Raw genomic sequence first — 17641 nt, 5'->3', positions numbered from 1 at the left:
AAGGAGACCCGCCCTCCCGCCGCCCAGTCGCCACACTCCCAACCACCCCCGCTCCCCCCCCCCCCCCCCCCCCCCCCCCCCCCCCCCCCCGCGACGGATCTAGACCTTCAGGGCCGGTTTGCGGAGTGCGGCGACGGCCTGGTCGGGGTGGTCGGCGAAGAGGCCCTGGACGCCCAGTGCGGCGAAGCGGGTCAGTTCGGTGCGGAAGTCCGTGGCGGTGGGCAGGAAGCGCCGCTCAGCGCGAAAGGTCCAGAGCTGGACCGCCAGACCGGCGCGATGCGCCTGGTCAACGAGCCGAGTCGGTTCACCAAGAGCCCCGCTGGCAGTGCGCGGGATGACCAGGTCCTTGTGCGGAGCCAGAACCTGCGCGTACGTCGCGATCTCACGCAACCCGGCCGGCTCGAGCAGATCGGCGTACGTTCGACCGTCGCCGGTGCGCAGGAAGTCGTTCGGAGCGCTCTCGGAGTCCACCAGCTGCACCAACGGCACTCTGGTCATGACCGACAGCCGGCGCAGGCTGGTCGGCTCGAACGACTGCACCATGATCTCGTCGTCCCGTAGCCCCAGAGCCAGGATCCGCTCGGTCAGCAGCTCCTCCAGCGGCAGTCCGAGCCGCCGGAAGTACGCCGGGTGCTTGATCTCCGGGATGACGCCGATCGGCCGCCCGATCCGGAGCGACTCCCGCCGCGCCAGTGCCACCACGTCGTCGAAGGTCGGGATCTCCTCGAGGCCGTCGTACGCCGTGTTGCTCGCGCGCAACCCGGGCATCCGCTCGACCGCCCGGATGGTCCGCAGCTCCGCGTAGGTGAAGTCCTCGACGAACCAGCCGCTGACCGCGGTCCCGTCGACGATCTTGGTGATCTTCCGGTCCGCGAAGACCGGGTGCGCCGCGACATCCGTCGTACCGGAGATCTCGTTCTCGTGCCGGCAGACCAGGACACCGTCGAGGGTTGCGACCAGGTCGGGCTCCAGGTAGTCGGCCCCTTGGGCCGCGGCCAGGCGGTACGCCGCCGGCGTGTGTTCCGGGCGGTAGCCACTCGCTCCCCGATGCGCGATCACCAGCATGGTTCCAGGACAGGGGCCGCAGATTGCCCACCGGGAACTCGTTGCCCAACGCAAGGTGAAGGTCTACCGACCGTCACCGGCACCCATAATTCGCATGCGGACTGTCGGTGCGCGCACCTAGCCTTAGTGGGTTATGAAACAGCTTCCCGTCGCCGATCCCGGCGTTCCCGATCACCGCTCGCCGGCCCGCTATCTGTGGTGGGTGGCGCGGCGGCAGGCGCCCACGATGATCGGCGGGATGACGTTCGGCATCCTGTGGATGGCGGCACAGGCGTTCATTCCGGCGATCCTCGGCAAGGCGATCGACGAGGGCATCGCGGCGCAGGACGGCGAGGCGCTGCTGAAGTGGACCGCAGCGCTGTTCGCGGTCGGCGTGGTGCAGGCGCTGGCCGGCATCATGCGGCACCGGTTCGCGGTGACGAACTGGCTGTCCGCGGCGTACCGCACGGTCCAGGTCGTGACCCGGAAGTCGGCCGACCTCGGGGCGAGCCTGCCGAAGCACCTGGCGACCGGCGAGGTGGTCAGCGTCGGCGCCGGCGACCTGTCGTACGTCGGCAACCTGATGGAGATCTCGGCCCGGTTCGCGGGCGCGATCGTTGCCTTCGCGGTGGTCGCGGCGATCCTGCTCTCCTCGTCGACCACGCTCGGCCTGGTGGTGCTGATCGGCGTCCCCGTGATGCTGTTCACCCTCGGCCCGATGCTGCGTCCGCTGCACAAGCGGCAGTCCGCGCAACGCGAGGCGGTCGGCGAGCTGAACTCGCTGGGCTCCGACATCGTGGCCGGCCTGCGGGTGCTGCGCGGGATCGGCGGCGAGGACTCCTTCTCCCGGCGGTACCGCACCGAGTCGCAGCAGGTCCGGCAAGCTGGTGTCCGAGTCGCCCGTATCCAGTCTGTGCTGGACGCCGCCCAGGTGCTGCTGCCCGGTGTCTTCGTGGTGCTCGTGGTCGGCCTCGGTGCGCACTTCGCACTGCGCGGCGACCTCAGCGCCGGCTCGCTGGTCGCCTTCTATGGCTATGCGACGTTCCTGGTGCTGCCACTGCGCACCGCCACCGAGTTCGCCAACCAGCTGATGCGCGGTCTGGTCGCGGCGGGCCGAGTGATCCGGGTGCTGGCGTTGCAGCCCGACATCACCGAGCCGGTCCAGGCAGTGCGCCTGCCCGAGCGCGGTGACCTGGTCGATCCGGTCTCGGGCATCCGTGCACACGACGGACTGCTCACCGCGATCGTGTCCGCCGAGCCGGACAGCTACGCCGAGCTGGCCGACCGCCTAGGTCGGTACGACGACTTGAGTGAAGTCCGGTACGGCGGAGTGACGCTGGCCAGCGCGACTCGTGCGGACGTGCGTGAGCGGATCCTGGTGAGCGACACCGGCTCACAACTGTTCACCGGCACGCTGCGCTCCGAGCTCGACCCGGCCGGCCGGCGTACCGATGAGGAAGTGATGGACGCGCTGCGTACGGCGTCCGCCGAGGACGTGCTGGTCGCGTTGACGGACGGGCTCGACTCCGACGTCGAGGAGAAGGGCCGGTCGTTCTCCGGTGGCCAGCGGCAGCGGCTCGTGCTGGTTCGGGCGCTGCTGGCCGACCCATCCGTGCTCGTGCTCGTCGAGCCGACGTCGGCGGTCGACGCGCACACCGAGGCGCGGATCGCGGACCGGCTGCGCGACCACCGCGCCGGCCGGAGCACCGTGGTCCTGACCGCGAGCCCATTGCTGCTGGACCGTGTCGACGAGGTGATCTTCGTCGCCGCCGGCCGCGTCGTTGCCTCAGGCAAGCACCGTGCATTGCTCGAGGACGAACCGCTGTACCGCCGGACCGTGACCCGCCAGACCGAAGAGGAGGTCCTCCGATGAAGCAGATCCTGCCCGTTGCCGGGCCCACCGAGATCCGGCGGCACGCGCGGCGGCTGGCCCGCCAGCACCCGCGCACCCTGCTCGTCGCGCTGCTACTGCACGCACTGGCGGCGGTCACCGGCCTGGCCGCGCCGCGCCTGATCGGCAACCTGGTCGAGGACGTTCAGAACGGCACGACCGCCGGCAAGGTCAACCAGGTGATCATCGTGATCGCCGTGTTCATCGTCGCGCAGTCGCTGCTGACGCGCTGGGCCCGGTTCAAGTCGTTCGCGCTCGGCGAGCAGGTGCTGGCCGAGCTGCGCGAGGACTTCGTCGACAACGCGCTCGCGTTGCCGATCGGCACGGTGGAGCGGGCCGGCACGGGCGATCTGCTGTCCCGGACCTCGCGTGACGTCGACACCCTCTCGCGGACGGTGCGGTTCGCCGTACCGGAGACCATCATCGCGTTCGTCACGGTGCTGTTCACGGTCGTGGCCACGGTGCTGGTCGGCGTCTGGGTGCTCGTGCCGCTGGTCGCGATGGTGCCGGTGCTCTGGCTGAGCACAAACTGGTACCTGCGGCGCGCGAAGGACGGTTACCTGCGCGAGAACGCGGCGTACGCCCAGATGACGAGCTCGTTGGCCGAGACGGTCGAGGGCGCGCGGACGGTCGAGGCGCTGCGGCGGTACGACGACCGCGTCCGCCAGGGCGACGCGGACATCCGGGGCTCATACCTCGCCGAGCGGTACACGTTGTTCCTGCGGACGGTCTGGTTCCCGGTCGTCGAGGTCGGGTATCTGGTGCCGGTCGTCGGGACGCTGCTGTTCGGTGGCTGGCTGCACCTCGGCGGGGATGTCTCGCTCGGCGCGGTCACGGCCGGCGTGCTGTACGTCAACCAGCTGATCGATCCGGTCGACCGGCTGATCTCCTGGATGGACGAGCTGCAGTCGGGTGGTGCCGCGTTCGCACGGTTGCTGGGGATCAGCGACGTACCGGACGACCGGACCCCGTCGGGCCGTTCGCCGGCTGGTGAGCTGGTCGAGGCGCGCGACGTACGGTTCTCCTACGTCGATGGCCGCGACGTACTGCATGGCGTCGACCTGACCATCCAGCCCGGTGAGCGGATCGCGATGGTGGGTCCTTCCGGGGCGGGGAAGTCGACGCTGGGCCGGTTGGTCGCGGGCATTCATCCGCCGCGGACCGGTTCGGTCACGGTCGGCGGGGTCGGGATGACCGAGCTGCCGTTGGACGAACTGCGCAAGCAGGTCGCGCTTGTGACGCAGGAGCATCACGTCTTCGTCGGCACGTTGCGGGACAACCTGTCGATGGCGCGGCCCTCGGCGTCGGACGGCGAGTTGCTCTCGGCACTTGAGGCGGTGGACGCGCGGGAGTGGGCGGAGGCCTTGCCGGACGGGCTGGACACTCGCGTCGGGTCCGGTCAGCTGGCGCTGACGCCGGCGCAGGCGCAGCAACTGGCGCTGGCGCGGCTGGTGCTGGCCGATCCGCACACGCTCGTACTGGACGAGGCGACCTCGCTGATCGACCCGCGCGCCGCTCGGCACATGGAGCGGTCGCTGGCCGCGGTGCTGGACGGCAGGACGGTCATCGCGATCGCGCACCGGCTCTACACGGCGCACGATGCCGATCGAGTCGCGGTGGTCGAGGACGGGCGGATCTCGGAGCTGGGCAGCCATGACGAACTGGTCGCGCGACAGGGTTCGTACGCCGCGTTGTGGAACTCCTGGCACGGCTAACAGTTGGGTCCCCCACCCGTTCGGTGGGGGACCCTTCTACCGTTTGCGCAGTACGAGGACTGCTGAGTCGACATGCGGAGGCGGGGTGAAAGCCTTGCGGGGAAGGCGAAGCCCGATCGACGGGTCGTAGTGCCGGAACCACCGGTTGGCCCCCGGCGCGTCACCGCGAGCCCACCGATTCGCCACTTGCCGCTGCAGCACGAGATCCGCCGACACCAGGCGGGAACCCGGCGCCAGCAAGCGCTTCAGCAGTGCGGTGGAGACGTTGTACGGCGGACTCGACACCACCCGGAACGGCCGAGCCGGCAACCGCAGATCCGCGGCGTCGGCGCGGACGATCGTCACCGGCGCATCCGCGAACCGCCGACGCAACCGGTCGGCCCTTTGTGGGTGGAGTTCGACAGCGACCACCTGGGCACCGGCCCGAACCAGTGGCGCGGTCAGCGCACCCAGTCCGGCCCCGACGTCGAGGACGAGTTCACCGGGTCTGACCCCGGCCGCGTCCACGACCCGTTGGGCCCAACGACTATCGAGCGGATGCCATCCCCAGGCACCCCTCGCCTGCCCGGAGCCGGGCACGACGAACCATCACGAAGTACGTAATCATGCGACCGACCCTAGACCGCGGAACTCCTTTGACTCAAAGCATTTTCAGCGTCGCCCCGAGCGCTCCGGCAGTCTCCGCCGTACGACGCTGCGCCAGTTCCAGCCACCTCGGCCGCGGTGTCGTGGGCTCGGTCGTGATCACCGGTGCGGCGTACGACGTACCGCAGTACAGCGCGACAGTGGTCACGGTAGAGCTGGTCGACGTCGGCCGGACTAGGCGATCAGGCCGGAGGTGTCTGGTGGAGCATCGGCCACATGGTTGTCGCGGCAGGCGGCGACCAGGGTGTCGAGGGAGAGGTCGAGGGTGGCGGCGACGGCGGCGACGGTGAAAAGGGCCGGGGTGGGGACGCGGCCGGTCTCGATCTTGCGCAGCGTGTCGACGGAGACCCCGCAGGCCGCCGCGACGTCCACCATGCTGCGCTCACCCCGCGCCTCGCGGAGCAGGCGGCCGAGCTGGCGGCCACGTTCGCGATCCCAGCTGGACAGAGGCGGTCGGACCATGAGCGTGATAATAGTACCGGTATAACTATCCCGCAAAGTTGAGGAAGCAGCCAATGGTCGAGTTGAAGACGCCGGCGGAGATCGAACAGATGCGTGCGGCCGGTCGCGTCGTCGCCAACGCCCTCGCGGCAGTGAAGAAGGAGGCCGCGGTCGGCGTCTCCCTGCGCGAACTCGACGAGGTCGCCCGCGACGTACTCCGCTCAGCCGGTGCCGAGTCCCTGTTCGAGGGCTACCAACCCGGCTTCGCGACCATCCCGTTCACCGGTGTCATCTGTACGTCGGTCAACGACGCCGTACTGCACGGCCTGCCGACCGACCTCAAGCTCCAGGACGGCGACCTCCTGAACGTCGACTGCGGCGCCTCGGTCGACGGCTGGTGCGCCGACGCCGCCACCAGCTTCTGCGTCGGTACGCCGCGCGCCGAAGACCTCGAGCTGATTGCGACGACCGAACAAGCGCTCGCCGCCGGCATCGCAGCCGCCGTCGAAGGCAACCGTCTCGGCGATGTCGGCGCCGCGATCGGCCGCATCGGCCACGCCGCGAACCTGGGCACCAATCTCGACTTCGGCGGCCACGGCATCGGCCGCCGCATGCACGAGGACCCCCACGTCCCCAACGGCAGCCGCCCCGGCCGAGGCCTCAAACTCCGCGCCGGCCACGTCTTCGCCATCGAACCCTGGTTCTGGTCCGGCCCCGGCACCACCTACGTCATCGACGAAGACGGCTGGACCCTCCGCTCCGCCAACAAAACCCGAGGCGCCCACGCCGAACACACCGTCGCCATCACCCCCACCGGCCCCGAAATCCTCACCCTCCCGTAGAAATCCCCCACGCACCATCCAGGCCATGGGATGGACACGGAGCAAGACAACTCGTGTCACCTCACGACGCTCTGCCCGACTGCTCGCGCGACGTCGGCCAGCCAGACCAAGCCATAGGACGTGGCTGTCGACGGATCGGCAACGATCGAGTTCAGGTTGTCCAGGCATTCCGTGAGCTGGCCGACTGTAAGGTCCGACGGCTCATGCAGGACGTCGTACAGCTGCTCAGGTGCGATCGCCCAGTAGTAGTCCTCGTCAACCGAGACGAACTCTCCTTCGAGCTCCTCAACGCGATCCAACAAGACCTTCGCCGCCTGCTTGAGCGTCGCGATCGGGATGCGAGTCTGTTCAGTCACGTGCCACCTTCTCTACGCCGAGGCCAAGTTCGAACGGATGGCTCTCCAGTCCCCCACAAAGAAGTACTCGATCTGAAGGTCGGCACGCTCAACCGCCTCCAAGCGACGCAGGAGCGAACCTAGCCGCCGCGCGGGACAACCAACCACACTCACCCGACACCCGCTCGGCCCGAAACCACCACGGTCGTTGGGCTTTCGGTTAGCGCGCGACGGAAGGAGCCCGCGTGGCACTGGGCGGGTGGGAGCGGCGCGAGTGAGCGACGGAGGAGTGAACGTAGTCGTTGCGCGGGATGAATCAGTTCCCGGCTAGAAGAGGGGTTGCTGGGGTGGGGGTGGTTGTGGAGTGGTGGGGAGGGGGTCGGATCTGTGGGAGGAAGTGCGGCCGAAGCCGTGTTTGGTTAGGAGCGGACGGACTTTTTGTTCGAAGGCGGTTCGGTAGCTGGGGGCGGCGTTGGAGCCGTGGGCGTAGAGGGACTCGTAGCGGGAGACGAGGCGGGGGTGGTCGCGAGCCAGCCAGGTCATGAACCAGTCCTTGACGCCGGGGCGTAAGTGGAGGACGAGGGTGGTGACTCCGGTGGCGCCGGCGGCGGATAGTTCGGCGAAGAGGTGGTCCAGTTGGTCGGCGGAGTCGGTCAGCCAGGGGAGGACGGGGGCGACCATGACGCCGCAGGGAAGGCCCGAGTCGCGGACGGCGCGGATGAGGTCGAGGCGGCCGCGGACGGAGGGGACGCCGGGCTCGACGTGGCGGCGGAGTTCCTCGTCACCCAAGGCCAGGGAGAGGCCGACGCCGACGGGGACCTGCTGGGCAGCTGCGGCCAGTAGTGGAAGGTCGCGGCGGAGGAGGGTGCCTTTGGTGAGGACGGACAGCGGCGTACCGGATTCTGCGAGTGCCGTGATGATGCCGGGCATCAGGCGGTAGCGGCCCTCGGCGCGTTGGTAGGGATCGGTGTTGGTGCCTAGGGCAACTTGTTCGTGGGACCAGGACGGGCGGGCGAGTTCGCGGCGGAGGACCTCGGCCACGTTGGTCTTCACGACGATCTGTTGATCGAAGTCGGCGCCTTGGTCGAGCTCGAGGTACTTGTGCGTGGGCCGGGCGAAGCAGTAGCGGCAGGCGTGGGTGCAGCCGCGATACGGGTTGATGGTCCAGTTGAACGGCAGCGTCGTACCAGGCACTGAGTTCAGCGCCGAGCGCGCGACCACCTCATGGAACGTGATGCCGCGGAACTCCGGCGTCGTCACCGAACGCACCAGACCCGCGATCGACCCGAGCCCGGGCAACGTCCCCGGAGTCTCTGCGTCGAGTTGCTGACCAGCCCATCTCATGCACTACAGTCGAACACATGTTCGCCAGTGTTTCAACTGAAGTCCGAAGCATGAGCGACCACCCACTCGCGATACGTCACCCCGGACCGACCCGTCAGCAACCCCACCGTCGGCTCGGGCTTCATCGGGTACTCAGCCATCATCCGAAACCCGTCCAGCAACCACTGCGCCGTCTCGAGCCCGATGACCGGCGCCAGCCCAGACAGATACTCAGCCGGAGTCAGTTCCTCGAACTTCACCTCCCGCCCGATCGCAGCCGCGATGTGCGCGACCTGCTCCGGCGGCGTGAGCGCTTCCGGCCCGCTCATCGTCAACTTGTGCCCGCTGTAACCCGAGGACAGCAGCACGACCCGAGCCACCGCCGCGATGTCACCCAGATCGATCGGCGTCTGCACAGCGCTGCCGTACGGCGCTCGTACGACGCCCTCCGCCTTGATCGACGGAGCCCAGTCCAGCGTGTTATTCATGAACTGCCCTGGCCGCAGAAAGGTCCAGTCGAACCCGCCCGTCTCGATCGCCCGCTCGATCCGGTAGTAGTGCCACGTCGACGGATCCCCCTGCGCCTCGTAGTCCGCCGGCTCACCCGACAGTACGACGACCCGCCGCACGCCGGCCTCCTGCGCGCACCGGACGAAGTCATCCACGTACGCCGGAAGTGGCGCAAGGTACACGGTGTCGACGCCGGCCAGCGCGGCGGGCAATGTCGCCGGCTTCCCCAGATACCCGCGGGCGACCTCCACGCCGGCAGGTAACGCCGCACGAGCCGGGTCGTTCGTCAACGCGCGCACAGGTGCACCCGCCGCCACCAACTCATCCACCAGCAGTCGCCCCACACTCCCGGTCGCCCCAGTCACCAGGATCGTCATGTCGTCCTCCTTTCCGAGGATACCAATTCTCGTAGGGTATACGAGAATTAACCAGAGCGCCTATGGTTGCTCTGTGACCGTGCGGCGAAGTGGTGAGGGGCAGCCCGAGCGGACGCTGGCGCTGCTGTGGCGCAATCACCGCCCTCCGACACCGGACACCGAGCAGGAGCAGGCGCGACGTGAGCGACGACGCGGTGCGGGCCGGCGGCCTTCGCTGGACGTCGATGTAGTCGTTCTGGCGGCCATCCGGCTGGCAGACGAGCAAGGGCTGGCCGCAGCCTCGATGGGCGGGCTGGCCAAGGAGCTCAGCGTCGGCACGATGACGCTCTACACCTACATCCCGTCCAAGGACGAGCTCCTGGACCTCATGGTCGACCTGGTGCTCGGTGAGCGCGACCTACCCGGTCCAGGTGAGCCCCGACCGGACGACTGGCGCGAGCAGATCGAGATCTACTCCGTGCAGACGCGAGCCATGTTCCACCGCCATCCATGGCTGAGCCAGGTGTCCACGATCCGTCCACCCGTCGGCCCCGGCATGCTGGCCGCCCGCGAGTACCTGCTGTCCGCGCTCCTCGGCACAGGCCTCAGCCCGTCCGACACCAACACGGCCGCGCTCGCGATCACGACGTACGTCGACTCTGCCGCCGGGCTGGAGGCGGAGAGCGAACTGATCGAGCGCGCCACCGGTCAGAGCAACGACGCCTGGTGGTACGAACGCAGCGACCTGTGGGAGACGTACTTCGACGTCGAGAGACATCCCGCGATGACGACGATCTGGAACGCCAACGGTTACCAGTCCAGCACCCGCGAGGCCGCCGCAGACTCCTACCGCTACGGCCTCGACCGCCTCCTCGACGGGATCGAGAGCACCGCCCGGGAAACCCTATAAATCAAGGGAGATCCAGGCCGGATCGTGATCCGTCCCGTCGCGGGCGAGCTTCTTGCGCCGGCCGATGAATGCCCCCTGCAACCGGGGCGCCAACGCCGGCGACAGCCAGATCTGGTCGATCAGGTCGAACGACCGCGGCTGCCCGGACGCCTTGAACGTCGACGTCCACGCCGGACTCGCCGGCAACGCGACCGTCGTCTTCACCGTGCCCACCTCGGTCGGCGACGTCAACGCACTGACCAACCCGGACTGCGCATACGCCACCAGCGCAGGCGAATCAGGCGTGTCGTTCATGTCCCCACACAGCAGGAACCGCTGCCGCGTGCTCGTCCGTGCCGAGATGATCCGCACGATCGTCTCGGCCTGCCGGGTCCGGAGCAGCTGTGCCGCCGCCGCGGCCGCCACCGGATCCGCCACAGTGAAGTCGACGAACTTCGACTTCAGGTGCGTCCCGAACACGGTCAGCACCTTCCGTCCGCGCGCGTCCAGGATCTCCACCTCGACCAGGTCGCGGGAGAAGATCGGCCGGTCCGGTACGTCGGGATGGAAGACCCGCTGATAGCTCGTCACCCCGCCGAGCGGCCGCCGGGACAGGATGCCGATGTCGATGAACCGGGTCGAGTCGTTGCCGTCGATCACCATCACGTTCGGGTAGCTGCCGTTCAGGTGCTCGCGGTTGAACTCGCGCAGGACGTCGACGTTCTCGATCTCCTGCACCACCCAGACGTCGACGTCGGCGGCAAGCAGCCGTTCGGCGACCCGGTTGGTGTCCTCCGGCTTCTTCGCGACCAGCAGCTTGCCGTGCCCGTCGAGCTGCAGCCGGCGCCGGTGCTCGTCGTCGAAGGTGTACGTCGCCGGCACCGAGTTGGTCCCGCTCGCGAGCACGTCGAGCGCGCCCTCGAAGTTCCACCGGTCGAACAGGTTGTTGAGATTGAAGGTCCCCACCGTCAGCGTCATCGTGTCCTCCCCAAGACGCTTTCAAGGTAGCGCCGTACGCCACCGCCCGTCACCAACTCGGAGCGAACAGTTGCCGACAACTCCTTTCGGTGCCACCCGAAAGGCGCCCGGCCCCCTTCGGGCGGGCCCGAAACCCAGCGCGGGCGAGGCCTGCACCGACCGAAGCTGAAGTCAGCGCTCCACCAGGGGGCAGCAGATCAAGGGGAGATCATGCGAAAGATCATCAAGGCCATCGTCGGCGCCGGCCTCGCCACCGGCGCGTTGGCGATGCTGACCGTGACCGCTCCGGCCGCGCAGGCCGGCGAGGCCGGAGCCAACTCGGCGGCAGCGGTGACCGGCGGCACCTACCAGGGGTGCCCGTACGGCGCGGTCTGCATCTACCCGCGCGACGCGGGCTGGAACAACGGGCACCCGTCGGACGTCTACTGGTCGTACGGCGCTCACAAGCTCTACAACCAGCTGGGTCACCACTTCGTCTTCAACAACCAGTCCGGCGGCGCGGGCGTCTGGCTGTGCAAGGGGTCGGACGGCACGAACTGCACCCTCTACTGGGGCGCCTACAGCTACGGCAACCCGGACCTGACCCCGATCAACTCGATCAAGCTGGTCGCCTGACCGATCCTTCCCCAGGCGCCGGGACACCGTGATGCCGTAGGTTGTTCCGGCGCCATGGGGAAGGGGAATCGGTGAGTGAGAACTTCCAGGTCGATCTGCACGGGATCGTCGACCTGCTGAGCAACCACCTGTACAGCAGCCCGCGGGTCTACTTGCGGGAACTGCTGCAGAACGCCGTCGACGCGATCACCGCGCGACAGGCCGCCGATCCCCGTGCGCCGCGGCGGATCGACGTACGCACGGCCGACGACGTGCTGAGCATCTCCGACACGGGCGTCGGCCTCACGCCGGACGAAGTACGGGAGCTGCTGGCAACGATCGGCCGGAGCTCGAAGCGGGACGAGATCGGCTTCGCCCGGACCGAGTTCCTCGGCCAGTTCGGCATCGGACTGCTGTCCGCGTTCATGGTCGCGGACGAGATCGAGGTCGTCACCCAACCGGCCGGCGGTCCGGCCACGCACTGGATCGGTACGGCGGATGGCCGCTACACGATCGCCACGACGGCGGACCGGTCCGAGCCGGGTACGACGGTGACGATCACAGCGCGGCGTGGTGCCGAGCAGTGGTACAAGAAGGCCACCGTTGTCGAGCTGATCCGGCTCTTCGGCGCACTGCTGCCGATCGAGATCCGGGTCGACGGCGAGCCGGTCACCGACGGCACAGCGCCGTGGGAAGGCAGCCGCGCCGACCTCCTCGGCTATGCGCAGGACAAGCTCGGGTTCACGCCGTTCGACGTGATCCACCTGAACAATCCGGCGAGCGGGCTGACCGGCGTCGCCTTCGTTCTGCCGTTCGCCGCCAACCCCGCCGAGCGGGCGACGCATCGCGTGTACCTGAAACGGATGCTGCTCGCCGAGAACGTCGAAGGGCTCCTCCCCGACTGGGCGTTCTTCGTCCGCGCGGTCATCGACACGTCCGAGCTGCGGCCGACCGCGAGCCGTGAGGCACTGTTCGACGACGGCAATCTCGAGGCCACTCGGGACGCTTTGGGTGCGCAACTACGCGGCTGGCTGGTCCGACTTGGCAACACGGACCCCGCCAAGCTGGACCGGTTCCTCGGCATCCACCAACTCGGGGTGAAGGCCCTCGCGCTGCATGACGACGACATGCTGCGGCTGGTGCATCGCTGGCTGCGCTTCGAGACCAACCACGGCCGGATGACGACCGCCGAGCTCCAGGAGCGCAGCGGTGAGATTCGCTACGTCTCCACGGTCGAGGAGTTCCGCCAGTTGGCAGCGGTAGCGGCCGCACAGCAGATCACCGTGGTGAACGGCGGCTATACCTACGACAGCGAGCTTCTCGAGCGCCTGCCGGAGGTTGTGCCCGATCTGGTCATCACCCGGTTCGATCCGACCGAGCTGAGCACCAACTTCGACAGTCTGGACCCGGACACCGAGCTACGGCTGCGCCCGTTCGTCCAGCTCGCGCAGGACGCGCTCGACTCGGTCGGCTGCGAGGTGGTGGTCCGTGCCTTCGAGCCGGCCGGACTGCCCGCGCTCTACCTCGTGGACCGGTCCGCGCAGTTCGCCAGTGAGCTCAGAGCCACCAAGGACCGTGCGGACGCGCTCTGGTCCGAAGTACTCGGCGCACTCGACACCCACGACGACAGCCGTCCACAACTCGTTCTGAACTACCGCAGTCCCTTGGTACGACGGATGGCGTCGCTGGACGACCGTGAGCTCGCACAGCTCGCAGTGGAAGGCCTGTACGGACATGCGCTGATGCTCGGCTACCACCCGATCAGTCCGGCGGACTCCGCGCTGGTGAACCGCTCCTTCCTCGGTCTGCTCGATCAGGCCGTCCCGACCCAGGAGGACCCGATCCGATGAACCAGGAACTCGTTGACCGGCTGCAGCGTGCGGAGAGTGCGCCGTACGGGAAGGCCCGGTCCGCCTTGCTCGAGGACGTCGTTCGGCGGTCCGATGCTGCTGGTGAGGAGGATCTGGCGTTCTACAGCCGGCTGTCGCTCGTGACGGCGTACGTGATGGGTGGGGAGCCGCGGAAGTCGCTGGTGCCGTTCGCGCGCTGTGTGGCGGACTGGGATGCGGAACCCGATCGCTATCGGGACTACGGGCACACCTTCCACTGGTGCTTCAAGTACGCGCCGAGCACGTTGTCGAAGTTCCCAGAGGTGCCGCTGGAGCGTGCGTACGCCGTACTGGACGACATGGAACGGCGGTGGCGGCTGAGTGGTCACAGCATGCACGCCGTTCACCAGCACCGTTGGCTGGTTGCGCACCACATCGGTGACGCGGAGACGGCGGCCGAGCAGTTCCGGCTGTGGTCGACCGCACCGCGCGACGACCTGTCGGACTGTGTCGGCTGCGACCCGACGTCGAAGGTGCACCACCTGACCAGCGTCGGGCGTACGGCGGACGCCGTCGCGCTGGCCGTGAGTGTGCTGGACGGGCAACTGACCTGCGCAGAGCAGCCGCAGCAGATGCTGACCGCACTGCTCCCGGCGTATGTTGCCGAGGGCATGTATTCCGAGGCGGTGGACGCACATCGCAAGGCGTACCGGATCCTGCGCGGGCGGGTCGGCGAGCTGAGCGAGCACGCGGACCACGCGGTGTTCCTGGCCCGGACCGGCAATGAGCTCAAGGCTGTCGAGCTGATCGAGCGGCACGCTGCTGAGCTGGCCGATCCGCCGTCGCCGTACGCGGAGATGGTGTTCGCGGCGGGGGCGTCGCTCGCACTGAGCCGGGTCGACGGTGGGCTGATGATCCGGCAGCCGGGCGAGGGAGTGCCGGCGGCTGAGCTGGCTGACCGGCTGGCTGCGCGGGCGCTGGAGTTGGCAGCGCAGTTCGACGCGCGGAACGGGACGAAGCATCGCAGCGACGAGGTCCGGGCGACGCTGACCGCCGAGCCGTGGGTGGAGTACCTGCCGCTGTCGGAGACCGCCCGGCGAGCCCAGCTCCGGAAGCCTGTACAGAAGGACGTTGCTGAGGAACTCCCACCGGCCAGTGGGCGGGGCTGGTTGAATCGAGCCGAAGACGCCTGGCAGGGCGCGCGCCCGGAGGCGGCGATCGCGGCCTGGCAGTCGTTCGAGCAGGAGGTCCCGGAGACCGAGTGGACTCCCCTCGACCGGGCGCGTGTGCTCGACGGCCGCGGTCTGGTCGCACAGGACCAGGCAGAGGTCGCACTGGACGCCTGGCGCGAGGCCCTGACTCTGTACGCCGAGCTCGGCGAGGACGTCCGCGTACTCCGCGACCGCGGCCGCATCGGCCGGACGCTGTGCTCACAGGGCCAGGTCGACGAGGGTCTGGCGACTGGTGAGGAGCCTCTGCGCTGGCTGATCGAGAACGACGACCCACACCGCCGTGGTGGTTGGCAGGAATCGCTCGCGACCATGTACGCGCAGGCCGGTCGCTTCGACGACGCCGTACGCGAGCTGACCGCGATGCTGCAGCGCTCCGACATCGACAACGAGCTCAGAGCGAGCGGTGCGATCCTGCAGGGCAATCTGCTGGCCCAGTTGGGACGCATGGAGGAGGCGGAGCAGGCTGCGACCATCGGTCTGGATACGTCGTACGACCTGCCGCGATCGTTCGCCCACCGGCAGCGTGGACGGATCCGGCTCGAGCTGGACCGTCCTGCGGAGGCAGCCGAGGACCTGACCGAAGCGGTCGCGCTGGCCACGGGGATGCCTGGTCTGGAAGTGCATGTGGCGCTGTGTCAGTTGGAGCTGGCCCGCGCGTACCTGCTGACCGGGAGGCCGTTGGAGGCTGCGGAGACGGGTGAGGAGGCACTGCCGGCGCTTACTGGCGACCCTCACCTGGCTGAGCCGCTGGCTGACGCGCGTGGGGTACTGATCGATGCGTACAAGGCTCTGGGCGAGCTGGAGTCCGCACTGACCAAGCTGCGCGAGTTGCAGGCGTCGGCGCCCGCTGACGTGCATCCGGGCTGGCTGGCGATGGTCCGGCAGGACGAGGGTCTGCTGCTCGAGAAACTCGACCGTGACGAGGAGGCGGTCGAGGTGTTCCTCAGTGCGGCGTCGTACTGCGCTGCCGCGGAGCAACCGATCGATCAGGTGCAAGCACTGCGCCTGGCCGCCCAGTCCGCCCGCTATACCGGCGACTTCGCCCGAGCCGTCGAGCTGACCGAAAGTGGCCGCCCGATCCTGGACGCCCTGCCGTCAGCTGAGCAGCCCGTCATCTTCCAGACCGCCGGCATCCACTGGGACCTCGCGATGATCGCCCTCCACCAGGGCGACTCGGCCACCGCCGTACAGCAGGCAACCCAGGCAGCCGACCACTACGAACGCGGCGGCTACGAAGACCAGCACCTCAACGCCCGCCTCCTCATCGCCGAACACGGCCCCGACGAGAAGTACCTCGAACAGCTCTTCCCCACCCTCACCCCCGGCACCGAACCCTGGTACCGCGCCGGCTGGCTCCTCGTCGACCGCCTCCACACCCAAGGCCGCACCCCCGAAGCAACCACCCTGGAGTCGCAACTCACCGAGGGGTAGACCCCGCGCGGGTGACTACTCCCACTCGATGGTGCCTGGGGGCTTGCTGGTGATGTCTACGGTGACTCGGTTGATCTCGTCGACCTCGTTGGTGATGCGGGTGGAGATGCGCTCGAGGACGTCGTACGGGAGGCGGGCCCAGTCGGCGGTCATGGCGTCCTCGCTGGTGACGGGACGCAGGACGACGGGGTGGCCGTAGGTGCGGCCGTCGCCCTGGACGCCGACCGAGCGGACGTCCGCCAGCAGGACGACCGGGAACTGCCAGATCTCGCGGTCGAGGCCGGCCGCGGTCAGCTCGGTGCGGGCGATCAGGTCCGCGGCGCGCAGGATGTCCAGACGCTCGCGGGTGACCTCGCCGATGATCCGGATGCTCAGGCCAGGACCGGGGAAGGGGTGCCGGTAGACCAGCGTCTCGGGCAGGCCGAGGGCAATACCGAGCTCACGGACCTCGTCCTTGAACAGGGTGCGCAGCGGCTCGATCAGTGAGAACTGCAGGTCGTCGGGCAGACCACCGACGTTGTGGTGCGACTTGATGTTCGCCGCACCGGTGCCGCCGCCGGACTCGACGACGTCCGGGTAGAGCGTGCCCTGGACCAGGAACTCGATGTGCCGGTCGGCGTCGAGCTTGCGCGCGGTCGCCTCGAAGGTCCGGATGAACTCGCGACCGACGATCTTGCGCTTCTGCTCCGGGTCGGTCACGCCGGCGAGTGCGCCGAGGAACTGATCCTCCGCGTCGACGACCTCCAGCCGGGTCCCGGTGGCGGCGACGAAGTCCTTCTCGATCTGGTCGGACTCACCGGCCCGCTGCAGGCCGTGGTCGACGTACACACAGGTGAGCTGGTCACCGATCGCCTTGCTCACCAGGGCTGCTGCCACCGCTGAGTCCACCCCGCCGGACAGCGCGCACAGCACCTGCTTGTCACCGACCTGCTGCCGGATCAGCTCGACCTGCTCCTCGACCACATTCGTCGTGGTCCAGTCGCCCGAACAGCCGGCGATGTCGTAGAGGAAGTGCTCGAGCACCGCCTGCCCGGCCTGCGAGTGCAGGACCTCCGGGTGCCACTGCACGCCGGCCAACTGCCGGTCCAGATCCTCGAACGCCGCCACCGGCGCGCCCTCGGATCCGGCCAGTACGGCGAAGCCGACCGGCGGGGCGTGCACCGCGTCACCGTGCGACATCCACACGTTGAGGTCCTCGGGGATGCCGGCCAGGAGCGTGCCCGGCTCACTCACCGTCACCGGCGTACGCCCGAACTCCCGCAGGCCGGTCCGCCGGACCTCGCCACCGAGCGTCTGCGCCATCGCCTGGAACCCGTAACAGATCCCGAACGCCGGCACGCCCGCGTCGAACAGCCCCGACTCCAGCCGCGGCGCGCCCTCGGCGTACACCGACTGGGGGCCGCCGGACAGGATGATCGCCTTCGGCTGCCGCGCCAGCATCTCCTCGACCGGCATCGAGTGCGGCACGATCTCGGAGTACACCTTGGCCTCGCGGACCCGGCGGGCGATCAGCTGCGCATACTGCGCGCCGAAGTCGACGACCAGAACCAACTCATGCTGTGCAGTTTCCCGGGTCACCTTGCAAA

16 protein-coding genes are annotated in these 17641 nt (G+C 68.6%); 7 read left to right on the top strand and 9 right to left on the bottom strand.

The window, feature by feature from the left end:
- Positions 1–99 precede the first annotated feature (99 nt).
- Positions 100–1065: a glycerophosphodiester phosphodiesterase gene (locus ACZ3HV_RS28590; protein ID WP_465688476.1), complete on the bottom strand. Its 966-nt coding sequence runs from the start codon at positions 1063–1065 to the stop codon at positions 100–102.
- 133 nt (positions 1066–1198) lie between these two features.
- Here ACZ3HV_RS28590 and ACZ3HV_RS28585 point away from each other — a divergent pair, with 133 nt between their 5' ends.
- Positions 1199–2917, top strand: a complete 1719-nt coding sequence (locus ACZ3HV_RS28585) for an ABC transporter ATP-binding protein (protein ID WP_465688474.1) — start codon at positions 1199–1201, stop codon at positions 2915–2917.
- A complete protein-coding gene (locus ACZ3HV_RS28580; protein WP_465688472.1) occupies positions 2914–4650 on the top strand; it encodes an ABC transporter ATP-binding protein in 1737 nt (578 codons plus the stop codon). The genes ACZ3HV_RS28585 and ACZ3HV_RS28580 overlap by 4 nt, the downstream gene beginning before the upstream one ends.
- 36 nt (positions 4651–4686) lie before the next feature.
- Here the strand turns inward: ACZ3HV_RS28580 and ACZ3HV_RS28575 are convergent, their stop codons facing one another.
- The 3 genes from ACZ3HV_RS28575 to ACZ3HV_RS28565 all read right to left on the bottom strand — a co-directional run bounded on the left by ACZ3HV_RS28575 (position 4687) and on the right by ACZ3HV_RS28565 (position 5757).
- Positions 4687–5229 carry an rRNA adenine N(6)-methyltransferase family protein gene (locus ACZ3HV_RS28575; protein ID WP_465688470.1) on the bottom strand — a complete coding sequence of 181 codons (543 nt, stop codon included), beginning with the start codon at positions 5227–5229 and terminating at the stop codon, positions 4687–4689.
- A gap of 61 nt (positions 5230–5290) precedes the next feature.
- Entirely contained in the window at positions 5291–5443 is a 153-nt protein-coding gene (locus ACZ3HV_RS28570; RefSeq protein ID WP_465688469.1) for a hypothetical protein, read from the bottom strand.
- 26 nt (positions 5444–5469) lie between these two features.
- Complete coding sequence (locus ACZ3HV_RS28565; RefSeq protein ID WP_465688467.1) at positions 5470–5757, bottom strand: helix-turn-helix domain-containing protein; 288 nt, start codon at positions 5755–5757, stop codon at positions 5470–5472.
- A gap of 53 nt (positions 5758–5810) precedes the next feature.
- Here ACZ3HV_RS28565 and map point away from each other — a divergent pair, with 53 nt between their 5' ends.
- Entirely contained in the window at positions 5811–6578 is a 768-nt protein-coding gene (gene map, locus ACZ3HV_RS28560; protein ID WP_465688466.1) for a type I methionyl aminopeptidase, read from the top strand.
- A gap of 56 nt (positions 6579–6634) precedes the next feature.
- On the opposite strand, the gene ACZ3HV_RS28555 is transcribed toward map, so the two are convergent.
- The 3 genes from ACZ3HV_RS28555 to ACZ3HV_RS28545 all read right to left on the bottom strand — a co-directional run bounded on the left by ACZ3HV_RS28555 (position 6635) and on the right by ACZ3HV_RS28545 (position 9123).
- Positions 6635–6934, bottom strand: coding sequence for a hypothetical protein (locus ACZ3HV_RS28555; RefSeq protein WP_465688465.1), 300 nt, complete (start codon positions 6932–6934; stop codon positions 6635–6637).
- Positions 6935–7240: 306 nt separating this feature from the next.
- Positions 7241–8257 (bottom strand): Rv2578c family radical SAM protein, encoded by a 1017-nt coding sequence (locus ACZ3HV_RS28550; RefSeq protein WP_465688464.1) that lies wholly within the window; start codon positions 8255–8257, stop codon positions 7241–7243.
- A gap of 32 nt (positions 8258–8289) precedes the next feature.
- On the bottom strand, positions 8290–9123 hold the full coding sequence (locus ACZ3HV_RS28545; protein ID WP_465688463.1) for an SDR family oxidoreductase: 834 nt from the start codon (positions 9121–9123) through the stop codon (positions 8290–8292).
- Between the two features lie 73 nt (positions 9124–9196).
- Here ACZ3HV_RS28545 and ACZ3HV_RS28540 point away from each other — a divergent pair, with 73 nt between their 5' ends.
- Positions 9197–10012, top strand: coding sequence for a TetR/AcrR family transcriptional regulator (locus ACZ3HV_RS28540; RefSeq protein ID WP_465688461.1), 816 nt, complete (start codon positions 9197–9199; stop codon positions 10010–10012).
- On the opposite strand, the gene ACZ3HV_RS28535 is transcribed toward ACZ3HV_RS28540, so the two are convergent.
- Positions 10007–10969 (bottom strand): endonuclease/exonuclease/phosphatase family protein, encoded by a 963-nt coding sequence (locus ACZ3HV_RS28535; RefSeq protein ID WP_465688459.1) that lies wholly within the window; start codon positions 10967–10969, stop codon positions 10007–10009. The two genes, ACZ3HV_RS28540 and ACZ3HV_RS28535, sit on opposite strands and share 6 nt — an antisense overlap.
- Before the next feature lie 210 nt (positions 10970–11179).
- On the opposite strand from ACZ3HV_RS28535, the gene ACZ3HV_RS28530 reads away from it, so the two are divergent.
- From ACZ3HV_RS28530 to ACZ3HV_RS28520, 3 genes are all read left to right on the top strand, one after another.
- Positions 11180–11584 carry a hypothetical protein gene (locus ACZ3HV_RS28530; protein ID WP_465688457.1) on the top strand — a complete coding sequence of 135 codons (405 nt, stop codon included), beginning with the start codon at positions 11180–11182 and terminating at the stop codon, positions 11582–11584.
- A gap of 71 nt (positions 11585–11655) precedes the next feature.
- Positions 11656–13413 (top strand): HSP90 family protein, encoded by a 1758-nt coding sequence (locus ACZ3HV_RS28525; protein WP_465688455.1) that lies wholly within the window; start codon positions 11656–11658, stop codon positions 13411–13413.
- On the top strand, positions 13410–16055 hold the full coding sequence (locus ACZ3HV_RS28520) for a tetratricopeptide repeat protein (protein ID WP_465688453.1): 2646 nt from the start codon (positions 13410–13412) through the stop codon (positions 16053–16055). The genes ACZ3HV_RS28525 and ACZ3HV_RS28520 overlap by 4 nt, the downstream gene beginning before the upstream one ends.
- A 15-nt stretch (positions 16056–16070) precedes the next feature.
- Here the strand turns inward: ACZ3HV_RS28520 and guaA are convergent, their stop codons facing one another.
- The gene (guaA, locus tag ACZ3HV_RS28515; protein ID WP_465688451.1) at positions 16071–17633 is read right to left on the bottom strand and encodes a glutamine-hydrolyzing GMP synthase; all 1563 of its coding nucleotides are present in this window, start codon (positions 17631–17633) and stop codon (positions 16071–16073) included.
- Between the last annotated feature and the right edge of the window lie 8 nt (positions 17634–17641).

It is taken from the genome of Kribbella sp. NPDC020701 (genome assembly GCF_055562215.1).
The sequence above is the reverse complement of the archived record's forward strand: the minus strand, read 5'-3'. Positions and strand labels throughout refer to the sequence as shown.